Annotated in this window: 18 protein-coding genes; 14 read left to right on the top strand and 4 right to left on the bottom strand. The window is 57.1% G+C overall.

Going from position 1 to position 16,003, the window contains the following annotated elements:
• Positions 1-79: 79 nt before the first annotated feature.
• The 3 genes from I3V23_09755 to I3V23_09745 all read left to right on the top strand — a co-directional run bounded on the left by I3V23_09755 (position 80) and on the right by I3V23_09745 (position 2,119).
• The gene (locus I3V23_09755; protein ID QPI84862.1) at positions 80-547 is read left to right on the top strand and encodes a RidA family protein; all 468 of its coding nucleotides are present in this window, start codon (positions 80-82) and stop codon (positions 545-547) included.
• Between the two features lie 88 nt (positions 548-635).
• Positions 636-1,823 carry an N-acetyltransferase gene (locus I3V23_09750; protein ID QPI84861.1) on the top strand — a complete coding sequence of 396 codons (1,188 nt, stop codon included), beginning with the start codon at positions 636-638 and terminating at the stop codon, positions 1,821-1,823.
• Positions 1,820-2,119: a 4a-hydroxytetrahydrobiopterin dehydratase gene (locus tag I3V23_09745; GenBank protein QPI84860.1), complete on the top strand. Its 300-nt coding sequence runs from the start codon at positions 1,820-1,822 to the stop codon at positions 2,117-2,119. Before I3V23_09750 ends, I3V23_09745 begins: the two co-directional genes overlap by 4 nt.
• A gap of 37 nt (positions 2,120-2,156) precedes the next feature.
• Here the strand turns inward: I3V23_09745 and I3V23_09740 are convergent, their stop codons facing one another.
• A complete protein-coding gene (locus I3V23_09740) occupies positions 2,157-2,645 on the bottom strand; it encodes a peroxiredoxin (protein QPI84859.1) in 489 nt (162 codons plus the stop codon).
• Positions 2,646-2,736: 91 nt separating this feature from the next.
• Here I3V23_09740 and I3V23_09735 point away from each other — a divergent pair, with 91 nt between their 5' ends.
• The 5 genes from I3V23_09735 (at position 2,737) to yaaA (ending at position 8,097) form a co-directional block, all read left to right on the top strand.
• On the top strand, positions 2,737-3,945 hold the full coding sequence (locus I3V23_09735; protein QPI84858.1) for an FAD-dependent oxidoreductase: 1,209 nt from the start codon (positions 2,737-2,739) through the stop codon (positions 3,943-3,945).
• Positions 3,945-4,505 carry a 16S rRNA (guanine(966)-N(2))-methyltransferase RsmD gene (rsmD, locus tag I3V23_09730; protein QPI84857.1) on the top strand — a complete coding sequence of 187 codons (561 nt, stop codon included), beginning with the start codon at positions 3,945-3,947 and terminating at the stop codon, positions 4,503-4,505. Before I3V23_09735 ends, rsmD begins: the two co-directional genes overlap by 1 nt.
• A 2-nt stretch (positions 4,506-4,507) precedes the next feature.
• Complete coding sequence (locus I3V23_09725) at positions 4,508-5,167, top strand: HAD family phosphatase (GenBank protein QPI84856.1); 660 nt, start codon at positions 4,508-4,510, stop codon at positions 5,165-5,167.
• 61 nt (positions 5,168-5,228) lie between these two features.
• Positions 5,229-7,271 carry a DNA helicase RecQ gene (recQ, locus tag I3V23_09720; GenBank protein ID QPI84855.1) on the top strand — a complete coding sequence of 681 codons (2,043 nt, stop codon included), beginning with the start codon at positions 5,229-5,231 and terminating at the stop codon, positions 7,269-7,271.
• A 52-nt stretch (positions 7,272-7,323) separates the two neighbouring features.
• Positions 7,324-8,097 (top strand): peroxide stress protein YaaA, encoded by a 774-nt coding sequence (gene yaaA / locus I3V23_09715; protein QPI84854.1) that lies wholly within the window; start codon positions 7,324-7,326, stop codon positions 8,095-8,097.
• Here yaaA and I3V23_09710 read toward each other — a convergent pair.
• Both I3V23_09710 and I3V23_09705 read right to left on the bottom strand, forming a co-directional pair.
• Positions 8,094-8,390 carry a DUF1244 domain-containing protein gene (locus I3V23_09710; GenBank protein QPI84853.1) on the bottom strand — a complete coding sequence of 99 codons (297 nt, stop codon included), beginning with the start codon at positions 8,388-8,390 and terminating at the stop codon, positions 8,094-8,096. The two genes, yaaA and I3V23_09710, sit on opposite strands and share 4 nt — an antisense overlap.
• A 23-nt stretch (positions 8,391-8,413) precedes the next feature.
• Positions 8,414-9,184: an N-formylglutamate amidohydrolase gene (locus I3V23_09705; GenBank protein QPI86782.1), complete on the bottom strand. Its 771-nt coding sequence runs from the start codon at positions 9,182-9,184 to the stop codon at positions 8,414-8,416.
• A 195-nt stretch (positions 9,185-9,379) separates the two neighbouring features.
• Here I3V23_09705 and pyk point away from each other — a divergent pair, with 195 nt between their 5' ends.
• The 6 genes from pyk to I3V23_09675 all read left to right on the top strand — a co-directional run bounded on the left by pyk (position 9,380) and on the right by I3V23_09675 (position 15,622).
• Positions 9,380-10,828, top strand: coding sequence for a pyruvate kinase (pyk, locus tag I3V23_09700; GenBank protein QPI84852.1), 1,449 nt, complete (start codon positions 9,380-9,382; stop codon positions 10,826-10,828).
• A 6-nt stretch (positions 10,829-10,834) separates the two neighbouring features.
• The gene (locus tag I3V23_09695; GenBank protein ID QPI84851.1) at positions 10,835-11,062 is read left to right on the top strand and encodes a hypothetical protein; all 228 of its coding nucleotides are present in this window, start codon (positions 10,835-10,837) and stop codon (positions 11,060-11,062) included.
• 112 nt (positions 11,063-11,174) lie between these two features.
• Positions 11,175-11,375 (top strand): 50S ribosomal protein L35, encoded by a 201-nt coding sequence (gene rpmI, locus I3V23_09690; protein ID QPI84850.1) that lies wholly within the window; start codon positions 11,175-11,177, stop codon positions 11,373-11,375.
• 12 nt (positions 11,376-11,387) lie between these two features.
• Positions 11,388-11,747 (top strand): 50S ribosomal protein L20, encoded by a 360-nt coding sequence (gene rplT / locus I3V23_09685; protein ID QPI84849.1) that lies wholly within the window; start codon positions 11,388-11,390, stop codon positions 11,745-11,747.
• Positions 11,748-11,902: 155 nt separating this feature from the next.
• A complete protein-coding gene (pheS, locus tag I3V23_09680) occupies positions 11,903-12,973 on the top strand; it encodes a phenylalanine--tRNA ligase subunit alpha (protein ID QPI84848.1) in 1,071 nt (356 codons plus the stop codon).
• A gap of 240 nt (positions 12,974-13,213) precedes the next feature.
• Positions 13,214-15,622: a phenylalanine--tRNA ligase subunit beta gene (locus tag I3V23_09675; protein QPI84847.1), complete on the top strand. Its 2,409-nt coding sequence runs from the start codon at positions 13,214-13,216 to the stop codon at positions 15,620-15,622.
• Here I3V23_09675 and I3V23_09670 read toward each other — a convergent pair.
• A complete protein-coding gene (locus I3V23_09670; GenBank protein ID QPI84846.1) occupies positions 15,619-15,990 on the bottom strand; it encodes a hypothetical protein in 372 nt (123 codons plus the stop codon). The genes I3V23_09675 and I3V23_09670 overlap by 4 nt on opposite strands.
• Positions 15,991-16,003: the final 13 nt, after the last annotated feature.

The following is a 16,003-nucleotide window of genomic DNA, read 5'->3' as shown; positions in this document are numbered from 1 at the left end:
AAAATGCATCGCAATTGCCAATTGGCGGCGGCTGTGGCAGCGGTAGGGTCAAAGCAATGTTATCACAAGGGATACTGCAATGAGCCAAACCTACGAAGCCCGTCTTGCCGAACTGGGCGTGACCCTTCCAGACGCGCCCGCCCCTGCCGCCAATTACGTGCCATTCGTGCAATCGGGCAACATGGTCTATGTATCGGGCCAAATCTCGATGAAAGATGGCGCGCTGATTACGGGCAAATTGGGTGCCGATCTTGACGTGACCGAAGGCGCGGCTGCCGCCAAATGCTGCGCCATCGCCCTATTGGCCCAACTTAAGGCGGCCTGTGGCGGTGATCTTCAGCGTCTACGCCGCGTGGTGAAACTGACGGGGTTTGTAAACTCTACCCCAGATTTCACCGATCAGCCCAAAGTCGTAAACGGCGCCTCGGATTTTCTGGTTGAGGCCTTGGGGGATGCAGGGCGTCATGCCCGCTCTGCGGTTTCCGCTGCAGCTTTGCCGTTGAATGTGGCGGTTGAAATCGAAGCGATTTTCGAAATTTCCGCCTAAAGCGGACTCGCGCTGCGCGGGTCTGCCTTGACCCGCGCGGGCCATGCGCCACATCTCATACTCTGACAACAGGGTCACAGCGCGCGCAATGAGCAACGACAATCTCACCATCGAAACGTATGATCGGATCAGCGCAATTGATGCCGAAGATTGGGATCGTTGCGCCTGCCCAGAAGCGCGCGATGGGGGCAGGCCCCGCGACCCTTTTACAACCCACAGATTTCTTGCGGCGCTTGAAGATAGCGGCTCCGTTGGGACGGGAACAGGATGGCAGCCGCTCTATCTCAGTGTCAAATCCGAGGGGAAAATCATCGCCTGCGCGCCGATGTATGCCAAGTCGCACAGCCAAGGCGAATATATCTTCGACCACGCTTTTGCCGATGCCTATATGCGGGCGGGTGGACGCTATTACCCCAAGCTGCAAATCGCCGTGCCTTTTACCCCCGCCACAGGGCGGAGATTGCTTGTCGCCCCAGAAGCCGAAGGTGTTGGGGATCGCGCGCTGATCACGGGTGCGCTTTCGGTGATGGAAGATCATCACCTATCTTCGCTTCATATCACCTTTTGCACCAAGGACGAGGTGGCCGCCCATGCCGATGCCACCCTCTTGCCACGCAAAACCCAGCAATTTCATTGGCACAATCAGGGCTATCAAACCTTCGATGATTTTCTTGCCGCGCTCTCCTCGCGCAAGCGTAAGAACATCCGTAAAGAACGGGCAGAAGCACAGAATTTTGGGGGCGAGATTGTGCTTTTGACGGGTGATCAGATCGAACCGCATCACTGGGATGCATTCTGGGAATTTTACCAAGATACGGGCGCGCGCAAATGGGGGCAGCCCTATCTAACACGGCGCTTTTTCGATATCGCCCATGAAACCCTGCGTGACGATATGCTGTTGGCCCTTGCCATGCGCGAGGGGCAGCCCGTGGCGGGGGCGCTGAATTTCATCGGACGCGAGACGCTTTATGGCCGCTATTGGGGCTGTGTCGAAGACCATCCCTGCCTGCATTTTGAGCTGTGCTATTATCAGGCGATTGACTGGGCAATCGCGCAAGGTCTGTCACGGGTCGAGGCGGGCGCACAGGGCGGGCATAAACTGGCGCGCGGATATCTGCCCGTTGAAACCTATTCGCTGCATGCGATGCGCGAGCCCAGTTTTTCGCGCGCTGTGGCAGAATATCTCAAAGCCGAAGCCCGTGCGATGGAGGAGGAGATCGAGATCCTCACCAGCTATGGCCCGTTTCGGAAAACAGCCGTGGAGGAACAAGAATGAGCATTGCAAAACTGACCCAAGCTGAGCGCGATAGTGATCTGGCCAACCTTATAGAAAACGGATGGTCACTTGTGGATAACCGCGATGCAATCGCGAAAACCTATCAATTTTCCAATTTTATTGCCGCTTTCGGTTGGATGACCCGCGCTGCGCTACAGGCGGAGAAACTGGATCATCACCCCGAATGGTTCAACGTTTACAACCGTGTCGAAGTGGTTCTGTCCACCCATGATGCAGGCGGCCTGACAGGTTTGGACATCAAATTGGCCCGCGCCATGGATCGCCTTGCAAGCTGAGCGCCCTGCCCAAAGCGAGGCAGGGCGCGCATGTCTTTTAGATCGCCGCCAAAAGGGCTTCGCCACCTGAGATTTCGCAGGTGCCAGGGCTTTCTTCGGGATGGAAGGCTGTAACAACCCCATCTCGCGCATAAAGCGCGTAACGCTTGGAACGCGCCAAAAGGCCAACAGGCTCGGCGGTGAAATCCATACCAATCGCCTTGGTAAAGGCGCTGCCTGCATCCGAGAGCATCGTCAACCCCGCCTCGGTCGCACCCGTGGCCTCGCCCCATGCTTTCATCACAAACGGATCATTGACCGAAATGCAGATGATCTCATCCACGCCTTTTGATGCAAACTGATCTTTAGTTCGGATAAAACTTGGCACATGCGCTGAATGACAGGTTGGGGTGAAGGCACCTGGAACGGCGAAAATCACCACGTTACGCCCTGCCAATTTCTCGGACAAAGACACGGTTTCTGGGCCTTCTGCCCCCAATCGGATCAATTGGGCCTCTGGCAGTTTATCCCCGACACTGATGGACATTTTTTGCTTCCCTCGCTTCTTGCAAATCCTATCCGCCCATATAGGGTGAAGCCGAAACAACGCCAGACCAAATCTGACGAAGGGCGCGCAAATGGCAGGGATTGCAATTATTGGGGCCGGGCAGGCAGGGGCGGCGCTTGCCGCCAAACTGCGCAGCGAAGGGTATGAGGGCGAAATTGCGCTCTTTGGCCGTGAGCGCGTGCCCCCCTATCAGCGCCCGCCCTTGTCAAAGGCCTATCTCTTGGGAGAAAGCCCGAAAGAGCGCCTCTTGCTTCGCCCTGAAACCTTCTACGCCGATCAGAACATCAGCCTGCATCTTGGGCAGACCATCACCGAAATTGATGCCGCGGCACAAAGCATCACCACGGCTGAGGGGGCGGTTTTCACCTATGACCAACTTGCCTTTACCACGGGCGCAGAACCCCGCCGTCTGAGTGCCGAACAAGGGGGCGATTTGGGTAATGTCTTAACCATGCGCAGCATGGATGATGCCGACAGGCTCGCGCCCCTATTAGAGGACGGCAAACGCGCTGTGATTATCGGAGGCGGTTATATCGGTTTAGAGGCCGCCGCCGTCTGCGCCAAGCGCGGGATGCAGGTTACCGTGATCGAGGCCGCCCCACGTATCTTGGGCCGTGTCGCTTGTGAAGAAACCGCCACTTATTTCCGCGACTTGCATGAGGGCAATGGTGTCACCATTCGCGAAGGCGTGGGGCTTGATCGGCTCCGTGGCACCGATGTGGTGCAGGCAGTGCATCTCACCTCGGGCGAGACTTTGGCGGCGGATTTGGTTCTGGTGGGCATAGGGATCATACCTGAAACCCAACTGGCCGAAGCCGCAGGGGTTGCGCTGGATCGGGGGATCGCAACAAACCAGATGGGGGCAACCTCGCTTCCGCATATTTGGGCCGCTGGGGATTGCACAAGCCTACCCTATCGGGGGGAACGTATCCGCCTTGAATCGGTCCAAAACGCGATTGATCAAGCCGAGGCCGTGGCCTGTAACATGCTTGGGGCTGCAACACCTTATGTCCCAAAGCCTTGGTTCTGGTCGGATCAATATGACACGAAACTGCAAATCGCAGGATTGAACACGGGCTATGATCGCATTGTCATTCGCGACAATGGCGAGGGTGCGCGCTCGCATTGGTATTATCAGGGCGACACGCTCTTGGCGGTGGATGCGATGAATGACCCCCGCGCTTATATGGTCGGCAAGCGATTGATAGAGGCGGGCAAAAGCCCCGATGCCGCAGCCATTCAAGATACAAGCGGCGATATAAAATCGCTCCTGCGCTGATGCGGATTATTGGCGGGACATTGCGCGGCAAGAAATTGGCCGAGCTTGGCGCGGGTGATCTGGCCGCACATTTGCGACCGACCTCTGACCGCGTCCGCGAAAGCCTGTTCAATCTTTTGATCAACGGGGCGCGCGGGAATCTTGTGTCAGAGGCGCGCGTCCTTGATCTTTTTGCGGGGACGGGCGCCTTGGGGTTGGAGGCGCATAGTCGCGGTGCAAGCTATGTGCAATTTGTGGAAAATGGCGCAAAATCAAGCGCCATTCTGCGCGAGAATGTCACTGCCTGCCGCGCCGAAGCGACAACCCACATTCACCGAATTGACGCGCTGAAACTGGGGCGCGCGACATTGCCCCCCTCGACCCTTATCTTCCTTGATCCGCCCTATGGAAAATCCATGGGCGAAGCAGCCCTTGCCGCAGCCCTGTCGGGCGGTTGGATCGCGCCCGAGGCCATTGTGGTTTGGGAGGAAAGCACCCCCCCTGTTTTGCCACCAGAATTCACCCTTCTTGATCAGCGCAGCTATGGTGGCACGCTGATCACCCTAGCCCAAAGATTTTAATCATGCCCCTCTCCGCTGCCCCTCAACTTGTGATTTTCGACTGCGATGGCGTCTTGGTGGATAGCGAGCCAATCACGAACCAAATCTTAGTCGACAATCTGGCACGTTATGGTTTGCAGGTGTCACTTGCCGATTGCATGACGCTTTTTGTGGGCGGCACGATGCGGGGGGTAGAGACCCGCGCGCGCGAGTTGGGGGCCGACTTACCCAAAGATTGGATTGATGAGATTTACGGCGATATTTACGCGCGCCTGCGCCAAGGCCTGCCATCCGTTCGCGGAATCGAAGCCGTGCTTGATCGGCTAGAGGCGGCAGATATTCCCTATTGCGTGGCCTCAAATGGCAGCGAGGAAAAGATGGAGATTACCCTTGGCGCAACGGGGCTTGCGCGCCGCTTTGAGGGCAGTCGCTTTTCGGCCCATACACTTGGCGTGGCCAAACCTGATCCGCGCTTGTTTTTGATTGCGGCTGAGAAAATGGGGGGCGATGCCGCCCATGCCGCAGTGATCGAAGACAGTCCCACAGGCGCAAAAGCGGCCGCGCGGGCGCATATTCCCTGCTTTGGCTATGCGGAACATGATGACGGCGCGCGCCTTGCTGCGGAAGGGGCCTATGTGTTCCACGATATGGCAGATTTGCCAGCGCTTTTGCGCTTGCCTTAACCTTGTGCCTTTGGCCCCGATATGGGACAGAAGGGCCAAAGCAGCAAAAAAATAATCAGGCATGAGCAGCGCAGAGGCCCTTTTATCCCGTGTATTCGGCTTCCAAAGTTTCCGCCCTGGACAGGCGGAGATTGTGGAGGCCGTGGCCAAAGGTGAAAACGTCCTCGCCATTATGCCGACAGGTGGGGGGAAATCCCTTTGCTTTCAGCTGCCAGCCTTGATGCGTGATGGCGTCACTTTGGTCATTTCGCCCCTGATTGCATTGATGCGAGACCAAGTGCGGGGCTTGCGCGAAGCAGGGATCAATGCAGGCGCGCTCACCTCAGGCAATACGGCCGAAGAAACCGATGCGGTCTGGGACAGTCTGTCCAAAGGCGAATTGAAACTTCTCTATATCGCGCCAGAACGCTTGGCCTCGGGCGGGATGGAGCGGGTATTGGCAAAATCGAATGTCAGCTTGATTGCCGTGGATGAGGCCCATTGTGTCAGCCAGTGGGGCCATGACTTTCGGCCTGATTATCTGAAAATTGGCGCGCTCAGGCGCAGCCTTGATGTGCCGCTTGCGGCCTTTACCGCGACAGCGGATGCCGAAACCCGTGCCGAGATTGTCACGCGGCTCTTTGATGGCCAAGCCCCACAAACTTTTTTACGCGGCTTTGACAGGCCAAATCTGAGCCTTGCCTTCGAGGTGAAAAATCAACCACGCCAACAAATCTTATCTTTTGCAGCAGCGCGCAAAGGACAGTCAGGCATTGTCTATTGTGGCACTCGCGCAAAGACAGAAACCTTGGCACAAGCCATGCGCGAGGCGGGGCACAATGCCTGCTATTATCATGGCGGGATGGAGGCCGAAGATCGGCGCATCGTTGAAAGCCGCTTTGCCAATGAGGATGGTTTGGTTGTGGTTGCCACTATCGCCTTTGGAATGGGGGTCGATAAACCTGATATCCGTTGGGTGGCCCATGCCGATCTGCCCAAATCCATTGAAGGCTATTACCAAGAAATCGGGCGCGCAGGTCGTGATGGCGCACCGGCGGACACGCTCACACTCTATGGCCCCGAAGATATCCGATTTCGCCGCACCCAAATTGACGAGGGGCTAGCCCCGCCAGACCGCAAAGCGGCAGATCACGCACGGCTGAACGCGCTTTTGGGTTTGGCCGAGGCAATTTCTTGCCGCAGGCAGGTCTTGCTGCGTTATTTCGGGGAAGATAGCGCGCCTTGCCAGAATTGCGATCTGTGCCAAACCCCGCCCGCGTTATTCGAAGGGGGCGAGGCCGTTCAAAAGGCGCTATCGGCCATTTTGCGCACAGGCGAAAGTTTCGGTGTTGGCCACCTAACCGATATTTTGGTCGGCAATCCCACCGAAAAAGTGCGTGAGCGCGGCCATGACAGTTTGCCCACATTTGGGGTCGGGCGCGAATTTGATACGCGCGGATGGTCAGCCGTTTTTCGGCAAATGATGGGCCATGATTTGGTGCGGCCCGACCCAACACGGATGGGGGCCTTGCGGATGACTGAGGCCGCGCGACCGATATTGCGCGGGGAACAGGGCATCACACTGCGCCGCGATACGGTGCAAAAAACAACGCGCCAACCGCAGGTCAAAACACTCGTTTCCGAGGATGATGCGCCCCTATTATCTGCCCTCAAGGCCAAGCGCCGTGCATTGGCCGAGGCGGGCGGCGTGCCACCCTATGTCATTTTCACCGACAAAACCCTGATCGAAATGGCGCAAACGCGGCCCCAAGACCTTGACGCTATGGCACGCATCTCAGGCGTAGGCGCGGTTAAACTGGAACGCTATGGCGCAGATTTTCTGGCCATCATTACAGGGGAAAGCAGCGCCAAACTGCATCCTGCACGCCGCAAATTGGCGGGGCAGGCAGGGGCTGATCTCTATGATCAATTGCTCGAATGTCAGGCGGGGCTCTATTACGGGGCAGATAACACCGAAAAACCCTTAAGTTGCACCGCTGCGCAAATCGCGAAAATTGCGCAAATGCGTCCTCGAGATACGCAGAGCCTGTCGCGAATTCTGGATGAAAAGCGTATCGCACGATTTGGTGACGCTTTTCTCGAAATTTTGCGCACGGGTGGATAATCACCGCGCCTAACCCTAAGTTAGGGTCAAGTTCTGGTTCAGGAGGTTTGATATGCTGGTCGTCATTTCCCCCGCAAAGCGTCTTGATTGGGCTGCGCAAGAGGCAGCCACAACCACACCTGCCTTTGCCGCGAACGCGCGCGAATTGGCGGCCGTGGCTAAGAAACTGAAACCCGCTGATCTGAAAAAGCTGATGTCCATCTCTGACGATTTGGCAAAGCTGAACCATGAGAGGTTCCAGAATTTTGAGGCCGAAACCGATCTGCGCCCCGCAATCTATGCTTTTGCAGGGGACACTTATACGGGACTAGAGGCGCAAAGCCTCTCTGACGATGGTTTGCGCTATGCCCAAGACCATTTGCGAATTTTATCGGGGCTTTATGGTGTTCTGCGCCCGCTGGACGCCATTGCGCCCTATCGCCTTGAGATGGGCAGCCGCATGAAAAACGCCAAAGGGGCCAACCTCTATGCCTATTGGGGCGATCGTTTGGCACAAGCCCTTAACGAGCAGGCACAAGCCACTGGTAGCGCGTATTTGGTTAACTGCGCCTCGGTCGAATATTTCGGCGCGGTGGATGAAAGCAGCCTCGCCCTGAAGGTCATCACCCCCGTTTTCATGGAGGACAAACCCGCAGGGCCAAAAATCGTGAGTTTTTTCGCGAAAAAGGCACGCGGTGCAATGGCGCGGTTTATCGTTGAAAACCGCATCACCGACCCTGAAGGCCTCAAGGATTTTGATCTTGGCGGCTATAAATTCGCGCCAGAGCTCAGCACAGCAGAAAAGCCGACTTTCCTGCGGGATGAGGCCGCTGCAAAGGCGGCTTAATCCGCGGGTTTGTTCTTTTCGAAATCCGCCAATTGCGCAGCGCTCGCATCGGATTGATACTGCGCTTTCCAATCGTCATAGGGCATTCCGTAAATTGCTTCGCGGGCCGTTTCTTTGTCGATGGAAAGACCCTGTTCCTCAGCCGCTTCTTGATACCACCGCGAGAGGCAATTGCGGCAGAACCCTGTCAGGTTCATCATATCAATATTCTGAACATCTTTGCGGCTATCAAGATGCGCCAACAGGCGGCGAAATGCGGCGGCTTCAAGTTCGGTGCGGGTCTGCTGATCCATTCTGCCCTCTCCTTTATCTTACACTAAACTTGGGCATTCCGAAGGGCTTGGTCAAGCAAAGGGGCCAATCGCACGGCCCATGCTTTTTGATCCTCAGGGCGTTCAATCAAATCATTGCGCAATTCAATCAACACATGGGGTCGCCCTGTCTGTAGGCCATGGCGATCCATTGCATCCCCACCCAAGGCCCCTGAATAGGGTTGGTTATCACCCACACAAAGATCCGCTTCGCCACGCAAGAGATCAAGCAGTGGCGCAGCTAAGCGCGTGTCTTGCGCATAGAGCACCCCAACCTGCCACGGGCGCAGGGCGCGACCGCGGAATTGCGGGGTGAAGGAATGCACCGCCAAAAGCACAGGATTGGGCCGTGCAGCAATCACTTGGGCCAAAGCGTTGTGATAGGGGCGGTGGAACTTCGCCAAGCGGCGCTCAACTTCAACCTCGTCCACATGGCGATTGGTCGGAATGATGGTTCCATCATACAGTTTCATCACCAAGGTCGGATCATCCTCGCCCCGATTGGGATCAATCACCAAACGTGAAAAAGTCGAGGCGACAACGGGCGCATCCATCAGCACACCCAAATGGCGCGCGACACCCAAAGCACCGACATCATAGGCGATATGGCGCGCCATATCTTCGGGCGCGATTTGAAGATCACCGCCGTTGACACAAGGCGGCACCGTATTGGACGCATGATCCACCGAAATTACCCAACGAGAGGGACGCATTTCCCCCTCGACTGTGACGGGCACAAAATCAGGATCCGATATTTGCAGGTTTGACTTAGCCATCGTCACGGAATGCTCACACTTGTTTGTCAGATTGGGGTTGAATATCAATCGAAGTGACAAAGGGCTAGGTCATCAATTCGAATTGAAGATAGATTGCTCTTATGCGCGCTTCGTCTATAAGAGGCGCAAGATGTGAGCGCTAACATTCGCGCAAAGCAGAACCAGACCAAGAGAGCGGCCAGAGGGGAAGATCGGATGAAACGGATGCGGAATGTGAAAATTGTTGCCACATTGGGGCCTGCCTCCAGTGACGAAGCGACAATTGAGGCGCTGTTCGAAGCAGGCGCGGATGTGTTCCGCCTTAATATGAGTCATGGCACGCAGGACGACATCGCCGCCCGCCATGCAATCATTCGCCGTATCGAAGAAAAAACCGGCCGCCCCATTGCAATCTTGGCCGATTTGCAAGGGCCAAAACTACGCTGCGGCGTGTTTGAGGGCGATGCCGCGCAAGATCTCGAAGAGGGGGCAGCCTTCCGTTTTGACCTCGACAAAACACCGGGTGACGCGACCCGCGTTTGTCTGCCCCATCCAGAAATTTTTGAAGCCTTGGAAGTTGGCGCGCATCTTTTGGTGAATGATGGCAAGCTTAAACTGCGTGTCACCAAATGCGGCAAGGATTTTGCCGATTGTGTCGCGCTCAATGCGGGCACAATTTCGAACCGCAAGGGCGTGAATGTGCCTGATGTGGTGCTGCCTTTGGCGGCGCTTTCGGCAAAAGACCGCAGTGATCTGGAATTCGCTTGCGAATTGGGGGTGGATTGGTTGGCGCTGTCCTTTGTGCAGCGTGCCGCTGACGTTGAAGAGGCCCGTGGATTGGCGAAGGGCCGTGCCGCGATCTTGTCGAAAATTGAAAAGCCCGCGGCCGTGAAGGCGTTTGATGAAATCCTTGCCGCTTCAGATGGCATCATGGTGGCCCGCGGTGATTTGGGCGTAGAATTGCCAGTGCAAAACGTGCCGCCCATCCAAAAACGTCTGGTGCGCAAATGCCGTTCTGCGGCCAAGCCCGTGATTGTGGCAACCCAGATGCTTGAATCCATGATCGAAAGCCCCGTGCCAACCCGCGCCGAAGTCTCGGATGTGGCAACTGCGATATATGAGGGTGCGGATGCTGTCATGCTCAGCGCTGAGTCAGCGGCGGGCCAATATCCAATTGAGGCCGTTCGCACGATGGACGCAGTCGCGCGCGAAGTGGAAAGTGATCAAACCTATCGCGAAGTTATTGACGCGTCCCGCCGTGTGAACCGCGCCAGTGTTGCGGATGCAATCGTGGTGGCCGCGCGGGAAATCGCCGAAACAACCAACATCAAAGCGATTTGCTGCTTCACCCAATCGGGCACCACCGCCGCCCTTGTGGCGCGCGAGCGGCCTTGCGTGCCCGTGATTGGCCTGACGCCCGTCTTACGGGTGGCGCGGCGGATGTGTTTGACATGGGGAACAACCTGCGTGCTGACCGAAAAGGTCGAGCGCTTCAAAGGCGCCGTCATCAGCGCCGCGCGCGCCGCGCGCGAAGGCGGCTTCGCCGAGGCTACGGATCAGATTGTGGTGACCGCAGGCGTGCCGTTTAACGTGCAAGGCACAACAAATATTCTGCGGGTCGCCCCTTGTGATGAACGGCTGATTTATTCTGCTGATCCTGAGTAACTGTGAATGCCCCTCGTGAACCTATTTTTGGTGACAGGGACACTCTGCGCAGGGCTTGGCGCGGTTGCGGTGATCTCAGCTTGGGCAAATCGCAAACGAAACGTCACCGCGGCGGGCGTTTTGGGGGCAGGGCTGGCGATGCTGATTGCGGTTTATACCCTCGGCGGTCTTCCCATCGGATGGGCGCCATTTGCAGCAAGTTTTGTTGAGGTGGCGGCACTTATACTCCGCTGAAGAGGGGTTGCGCTTTCACCGTTTTGGGGGTAAGCGGCGCTCTCCAACGGTGCGATCGGCCAAAAGTGGCATGCCGAATCGCGCTTGAACGTTGCCTAAGAAGGAGACGAAAATGCCCAAGATGAAGACGAAGTCGAGCGCCAAAAAGCGCTTCAAAATGACGGCGAGTGGCAAGGTCAAAGCTGGCCAAGCTGGCAAGCGCCACGGCATGATCAAGCGGACAACCAAGTTCATCCGCGACGCGCGCGGCACGACAACATTGTCGGCCCCTGACGCGAAGATCGTCAAAACCTACATGCCATACGCTCGTTAAGGAGGCGCTGAGATGTCCCGCACAAAAGGTGGTACCGTCACCCATCGCCGTCACAAGAAGGTTCTTGACGCGGCAAAAGGTTATTATGGCGCGCGTTCGCGCAACTTCCGCACTGCAACGCAGGCGGTCGATAAAGCCAACCAATACGCAACCCGCGACCGCAAGGCGCGTAAGCGTCAATTCCGCGCTTTGTGGATTCAGCGCATCAACGCTGCCGTGCGCAGCTTTGACGCCGATCTGAGCTATTCGCGCTTTATCAATGGTCTTGCAAAAGCAGGGATCGAAGTCGACCGCAAGGTTCTGGCTGATCTCGCTGTGCATGAGCCAGAAGCGTTTGGGGCGATTGTTGCACAGGCGAAAGCCGCGCTCTGATTTGCGCCAAAATTTGGTAAGTGAAACCCCTGCCAACGATTTGGCGGGGGTTTTTCTTTGCTGAACACGCAGCCAAAAGCCGTTGCCCCTGTTGCAGGCCTTGCATTTGAGGGTTCTTGTGATAGCTCAAGCGGCAATTCTACGGAGACAAACCCATGACCGCATTTGATGACCTGCGCCACCTTTGGCTTGATCGCATTGCTCAGGCTTCGGACGAAGCCTCACTTGAAGAGTTGCGTGTGGCTGCCCTTGGCAAAAAAGGTGAGATCAGCCTGAAGATGCGCGAACTAGGGCAGATGAGCGCCGAAGAGCGTCAGGTGGCAGGCCCCGCGCTGAACGCGCTGAAGGATGAGGTCAACAGCGCGCTTGTGGCGAAGAAAGCCGCGCTTGGCGATGCCGCACTAGATGAACGGCTGAAGGCAGAATGGCTAGATGTGACCCTGCCCGCCCGCCATCGCCGTCAGGGCAGCATCCACCCCGTGAGCCAAGTCACCGAAGAAGTCACCGCGATTTTCGCGGATATGGGTTTTGCCGTGGCAGAAGGCCCGCAGATTGAAACCGATTTCTACAATTTCGATGCGCTAAATATTCCAGGCCATCACCCTGCCCGCGCGGAAATGGACACATTCTACACCCACCGCGCCGAAGGGGATGACCGCCCGCCCCATGTGCTGCGCACGCATACAAGCCCCGTGCAAATCCGTTATATGGAGGCCAATGGCGCGCCTTGCCGCATCATTGCACCCGGTCGCGTCTATCGCGCCGATTACGACCAGACCCATACACCGATGTTCCATCAGGTCGAGGGCTTGGCGATTGATAAAGATATCTCCATGGCCAATCTGAAATGGGTTTTGGAGGAGTTCTTCTCGGCCTTTTTCGGCACATCGGTCAAAACCCGCTTCCGCGCCTCGCATTTCCCCTTCACCGAACCTTCCGCCGAGGTAGACATCCAATGCTCATGGGAAGGCGGCACGGTGAAAGTGGGCGAGGGCAATGACTGGCTTGAGGTGTTGGGGTCAGGCATGGTGCATCCAAAGGTGCTGCAAGCAGGCGGGATTGACCCCAATGAATGGCAAGGCTTTGCCTTCGGCATCGGGATCGACCGCTTGGCGATGCTGAAATACGGCATCCCGGATCTGCGCGCGTTTTTCGATTCAGACCTGCGCTGGCTGCGCCATTACGGCTTTGCAAGCTTGGATATGCCGAATTTGCATCGGGGGTGAGGGGGATCAACCCCAACACCTCGCCCGAATAACGCCGAGGGCGCCGGGCGAGCGCCTGCCCGCCCCATCGGGCTGGCGCTATGGCACCACCTTCGCGCGCTCGGGGGTCGTCCGATCTTGAAACGATAAAGTGCTGGATCAGCGCCACCCCGCGGGCAAGCGCGCGCCCTCATTCCACCCTTCCAATCACGCGCGCCGTGGTTTAATCGACATCCGACCGCTTAAACGGAGGCCCACGCCATGAAATTCACGCTGTCTTGGCTGAAAACCCATCTCGACACCACCGCTTCGGTTGAGGACATCGCCGATGCGCTGACCGATCTTGGGCTTGAGGTGGAGGGGGTCGAAAACCCCGCCGCGAAATTGGCAGGGTTTCGTCTGGGCCGCGTCACCCATGCCGAACAACACCCCGATGCGGATCGTCTGCGCGTCTGCACTGTGGCCACCGATGAGGGGGACAAGCAAATTGTCTGCGGTGCGCCAAATGCGCGTGCGGGCATCACTGTGGTTGTCGCGCGCCCAGGTGACTATGTCCCTGGCATTGATGTGACCCTTTCGGTCGGCAAAATCCGCGGGGTCGAAAGCCACGGTATGATGTGTTCCGAGCGGGAATTGGAGCTTTCGGACGAACATAACGGCATCATCGAATTGCCTTCGGGCGAGGTGGGTCAAAGCTTTGCCGATTGGTTGGCAGAGCATGATCCAGAAAAAATTGACCCTGTGATTGAAATTGCCATCACCCCGAACCGCCAAGATGCGCTTGGCGTGCGTGGCGTGGCGCGGGATTTGGCCGCACGCGGGCTTGGCACGTTGAAACCCTATGAGGTCGCCCCTGTCAAAGGCAGTTACCCCTGCCCGATCTCGGTGACGATTGACACCGATACGCTTGATGGCGCGCCGCATTTCACAGGCCGCGTGATCCGTGGCGTAAAGAACGGGCCATCGCCCGCGTGGTTGCAAGCGCAGCTCAAAGCCATCGGCCTGCGCCCCATTTCCGCCTTGGTCGATATCACCAATTTCTTCACCTATGACCAAAACCGACCCTTGCACGTTTTTGATGCCGATAAGGTCAAAGGCGGCTTGCGCGTTCACCGCGCCAAAGGCGGCGAAGAATTATTGGCCTTGGACGAGAAAACCTACCGCTTCGGCGCGGGCCATATGGTGATTTCCGATGACAATGGCCCCGAAAGCATCGCGGGCATCATGGGCGGTGAAGAAACGGGATGCACGGATGAGACCGTGAATGTGTTTCTTGAATCGGCTTGGTGGGATCCTGTTCAAATCGCCTATACAGGGCGTGATCTAAAAATCCATTCGGATGCGCGGTATCGCTTTGAGCGCGGGGTTGACCCTGAATTCACCCGTGACGGGCTTGAGGCGGCAACGCAGATGATCCTTGATCTGTGCGGGGGCGAAGCCTCGGATGTGGTTGAGGCGGGCGCGGCGCTTAAAATGGCGCGCAGCTACAGCTTGAACCCTGCGCGCGTGATCAGCCTTGTCGGTATGGACATCCCGCGCGAGGAACAGGTGCGCATCCTGACTGCGCTTGGTTTTTCAGCCAGCGGCAGTGGCGAGACGCTTGAGGTTTGGGTGCCCTCGTGGCGGCGCGATGTTCAAGGTGAGGCGGATTTGGTGGAAGAAGTGGCGCGTGTCGCCTCGCTCACCAAACTGGCGCCAAAGCCCTTGCCACGCCTTAGCACAGGCGTGACGCGCGCTGTCCTGACCCCAATGCAAAAACGTGAAGCCACAGGGCGGCGCACCCTCGCCGCTTTGGGGTATAATGAATGTGTCACCTATAGCTTTATTGATCAAAAATCTGCGGCGCTCTTTGGGGGTGGCACGGATGCGGTGCGTTTGGAAAATCCGATTTCTTCGGAAATGAGCCATATGCGTCCCGCGCTTTTGCCTGGCCTTTTGCAGGCAGCAGCCCGCAATCAGGCGCGCGGCATGACAGATTTGGCCTTGTTTGAACTGGGGGCCGCGTTCCATGGCGGCGAGCCAGAAGAACAGCATACGCAGGCCGCTGGTCTTTTAATTGGGCAAACTGGCCCGCGTGACCCGCATGGGGCACGCCGCGCTGTGGATGTATTTGATGCCAAAGCTGATGCTGAAGCCGCCCTTTCCGCCATGGGTGCGCCTGCGCGGATGCAAATCATGCGCAGCGATGATCCATGGTGGCATCCTGGGCGGCATGGGGTTCTGTGCCTTGGCCCCAAGAAAATCTTGGGCGTTTTTGGTGAAATTCACCCCAAAATCTTGCGCGAGATGGATGTGAAAGGTCCTGCGATGGGGTTTGTTCTTTACCCAGCTGAAATTCCATTGCCCAAAAATACCTCGGCCAGCCGTGGCGCTTTGGAAATCAGCGATCTGCAACCCGTAGAGCGCGATTTCGCCTTTGTCACCGATGTCACCACCGCTGCCCTTGATCTGGTCAATGCGGCCCTTGGTGCAGATAAGGCTTTGATCACCGATGTTAGCGTCTTTGACGAATTCATCGGCGGCTCACTTGGGGAAGGGCGCAAATCAATCGCGCTAACCGTTCGGATGCAACCGCGCGACAAAACATTGACCGAAGACGAAATCGAAGCCACTGCCGCCAAAATCATTGAAAAAGTGGGTAAGGCAACGGGGGCAACCTTGCGCGGTTAATCTGCGCCCGTTTCGCTGCAATGGCGGCGAAAGGCGGATTTTAGCAAATCAAATTCTGCGCGCAGCATGTCCAACTCAGCGCGCAGATCCCCCGCAATCTGCGGATCACAGACGACAGAAAACCGATCCAATACCGCCCCTGTCTCATGGCGGATGTCGACAATTTGCACCTGCGCCCCAATCAGACGTGCTGGCAGTTCAAGGCGCAGAACACAGGCGCGACCCGTGCCACGCGTGGCCGTTCCGGTGGCAACGACCTGCCCGTTCACAACAGCCTCAAAGCGCAATGCATCCTCGGTCATATGGGCAACTGTGGCCTCATAAACCCCATCTTTCAGGCTCAACCGCGCAAGCGTCAGTTCCGTCATGCTTTGATCCCTT

Source organism: Rhodobacterales bacterium HKCCA1288 (genome assembly GCA_015693905.1).
In the GTDB taxonomy this organism is placed as follows: Bacteria; Pseudomonadota; Alphaproteobacteria; order Rhodobacterales; family Rhodobacteraceae; genus M30B80.
The sequence above is the reverse complement of the archived record's forward strand: the minus strand, read 5'-3'. Positions and strand labels throughout refer to the sequence as shown.

What these genes read in the sequence shown, in the direction of transcription:
- recQ (QPI84855.1), top strand. Translation starts at nt 5,229, where the DNA reads ATGAGCAGCGCAGAGGCCCTTTTATCCCGTGTATTCGGCTTCCAAAGT.
- I3V23_09705 (QPI86782.1), bottom strand. Translation starts at nt 9,184, where the DNA reads ATGGCTAAGTCAAACCTGCAAATATCGGATCCTGATTTTGTGCCCGTC.
- I3V23_09725 (QPI84856.1), top strand. Translation starts at nt 4,508, where the DNA reads ATGCCCCTCTCCGCTGCCCCTCAACTTGTGATTTTCGACTGCGATGGC.
- yaaA (QPI84854.1), top strand. Translation starts at nt 7,324, where the DNA reads ATGCTGGTCGTCATTTCCCCCGCAAAGCGTCTTGATTGGGCTGCGCAA.
- I3V23_09670 (QPI84846.1), bottom strand. Translation starts at nt 15,990, where the DNA reads ATGACGGAACTGACGCTTGCGCGGTTGAGCCTGAAAGATGGGGTTTAT.
- rpmI (QPI84850.1), top strand. Translation starts at nt 11,175, where the DNA reads ATGCCCAAGATGAAGACGAAGTCGAGCGCCAAAAAGCGCTTCAAAATG.
- rsmD (QPI84857.1), top strand. Translation starts at nt 3,945, where the DNA reads ATGCGGATTATTGGCGGGACATTGCGCGGCAAGAAATTGGCCGAGCTT.
- I3V23_09745 (QPI84860.1), top strand. Translation starts at nt 1,820, where the DNA reads ATGAGCATTGCAAAACTGACCCAAGCTGAGCGCGATAGTGATCTGGCC.
- pheS (QPI84848.1), top strand. Translation starts at nt 11,903, where the DNA reads ATGACCGCATTTGATGACCTGCGCCACCTTTGGCTTGATCGCATTGCT.
- I3V23_09710 (QPI84853.1), bottom strand. Translation starts at nt 8,390, where the DNA reads ATGGATCAGCAGACCCGCACCGAACTTGAAGCCGCCGCATTTCGCCGC.
- I3V23_09735 (QPI84858.1), top strand. Translation starts at nt 2,737, where the DNA reads ATGGCAGGGATTGCAATTATTGGGGCCGGGCAGGCAGGGGCGGCGCTT.
- I3V23_09750 (QPI84861.1), top strand. Translation starts at nt 636, where the DNA reads ATGAGCAACGACAATCTCACCATCGAAACGTATGATCGGATCAGCGCA.
- I3V23_09740 (QPI84859.1), bottom strand. Translation starts at nt 2,645, where the DNA reads ATGTCCATCAGTGTCGGGGATAAACTGCCAGAGGCCCAATTGATCCGA.
- I3V23_09675 (QPI84847.1), top strand. Translation starts at nt 13,214, where the DNA reads ATGAAATTCACGCTGTCTTGGCTGAAAACCCATCTCGACACCACCGCT.
- rplT (QPI84849.1), top strand. Translation starts at nt 11,388, where the DNA reads ATGTCCCGCACAAAAGGTGGTACCGTCACCCATCGCCGTCACAAGAAG.
- I3V23_09755 (QPI84862.1), top strand. Translation starts at nt 80, where the DNA reads ATGAGCCAAACCTACGAAGCCCGTCTTGCCGAACTGGGCGTGACCCTT.
- pyk (QPI84852.1), top strand. Translation starts at nt 9,380, where the DNA reads ATGAAACGGATGCGGAATGTGAAAATTGTTGCCACATTGGGGCCTGCC.
- I3V23_09695 (QPI84851.1), top strand. Translation starts at nt 10,835, where the DNA reads ATGCCCCTCGTGAACCTATTTTTGGTGACAGGGACACTCTGCGCAGGG.